Origin of the sequence: Paludibacter sp. (assembly GCF_009712605.1) — a bacterium.
Lineage (GTDB): Bacteria > Bacteroidota > Bacteroidia > Bacteroidales > Paludibacteraceae > Microbacter.
This window is the reverse complement of record NZ_WASO01000013.1, coordinates 9828-11262: the sequence shown is the minus strand read 5'-3', so window position 1 is coordinate 11262 and position 1435 is coordinate 9828. Positions and strand designations below refer to the sequence as shown.

Below are 1435 nucleotides of genomic sequence, written 5' to 3'. Positions count from 1 at the left end.
CATCGCAATTATCGGTTGCAGTCAGTGTAGCAGCCACAGGCACAGCATTGCACTCCACGGTAACATCGGCAGGAGCTTCGCTCAAAACCGGAGCGGTGGTATCTACAATTGTAATTGTTTGCACAAAAGGAGTAGCAACCTGATTTCCACAATTATCTTCTACGGTAAATGTATTGGTATATGTACCTTTCTGTGGGCATGTTCCGGGGATAAATGCTCCGGAAGTCTTCTTTATAACTAAAGCTTTGTCGCAATTGTCAGATGCAACGGGTTGCATTGCTTGTGCTGCTGCTAAACCGGTGACATTATTACATTCAATGGTAACATCCAGCGAACTGGCTACACTTGTCCACACAGGAACTGTATTATCCAGTACTTTAATAACCTGATCGTATCGTGGACTGGTATTTCCACATGCATCGGTAGCTGTCCAGCTTCTTACAATTATATCACTGTTATTGCAAAGTTTCGGAGTCAGAGTGATTCCATTAAATGCACCATGTCCTGAAGAGGTGCCATCCTTGATAGCAAACAATGTCCATGTGCCATTCATTGGTCCTGTAAAATCTTCAAATTTAGAGATGTAACCAGCAGTCAATTCAGGAGGAGTCGGGTTGACATAAGACACTCCGTCGCTCGGTGTATAATTACCATTGCTGTCTGTAATCAAGTTCGAGCTGTTCCATTTTGGGTATCCGGAAGATGCCGGGTAGAATGTCGGCTTGAAATTACCTGTATTGCCGGGATTACAACTTGCGCAATATGGGCCTACCAGAATTATGCCTTGTCCACTAGGAGAAATAAGTGTGTATTCCAGTGAGCTGAGTTCTTGATTTGTGCTTATATAGAGCATAATAGACTTGATATCTGCTGCAGTCAGTCCATCCATTCCTCTAACTACGAACGGGAACGAATAACCATTTCCATGGTTTACATCACCATTTACGGGATTAAAGACAAATCCGGGGTTATCAAAATGACTTACAGAAGGATTCGGGTCACAATTATCCACGACGTTACTTGCACTTCCTGTTATTGCAGGTGCTGCATCATAATTGCACTGTGCATCTTTGTAAATAGTGATGTCTGCAGGAGGTGTTAGTGTAGGAGCCTGGGTGTCAACTATGGTAATTACCTGTGTATATACTGAACTTGTATTGCCACAATCATCTGATACGACCCATGTATTTGTGTAGGTACCAGACTGCGGACATGATCCGGTAACAAAAGAACCTGTGGTTTTCACCGGAGTCAAGTTAACCGTACAGTTATCACTGGCAGTAGGAGCAAGAGCCTGAGCATTTGTTAATCCGGTTGCATCGCTACATTGAATCGTCCTGTTTAATGATCCTGGGGATGTAATCCATACAGGGGCTTGTGTGTCATTCACGGTAATTGTTTGCTGAGCAGAAGAATGATTACCACAAGCATCAGT

General features: G+C 43.4%; 1 protein-coding gene. It reads right to left on the bottom strand.

Going from position 1 to position 1435, the window contains the following annotated elements; all coding sequences use genetic code 11:
• Positions 1–1435 (bottom strand): hypothetical protein (locus tag F8N35_RS10320; RefSeq protein WP_293052354.1); only part of this gene is annotated, 1435 nt, incomplete at both ends.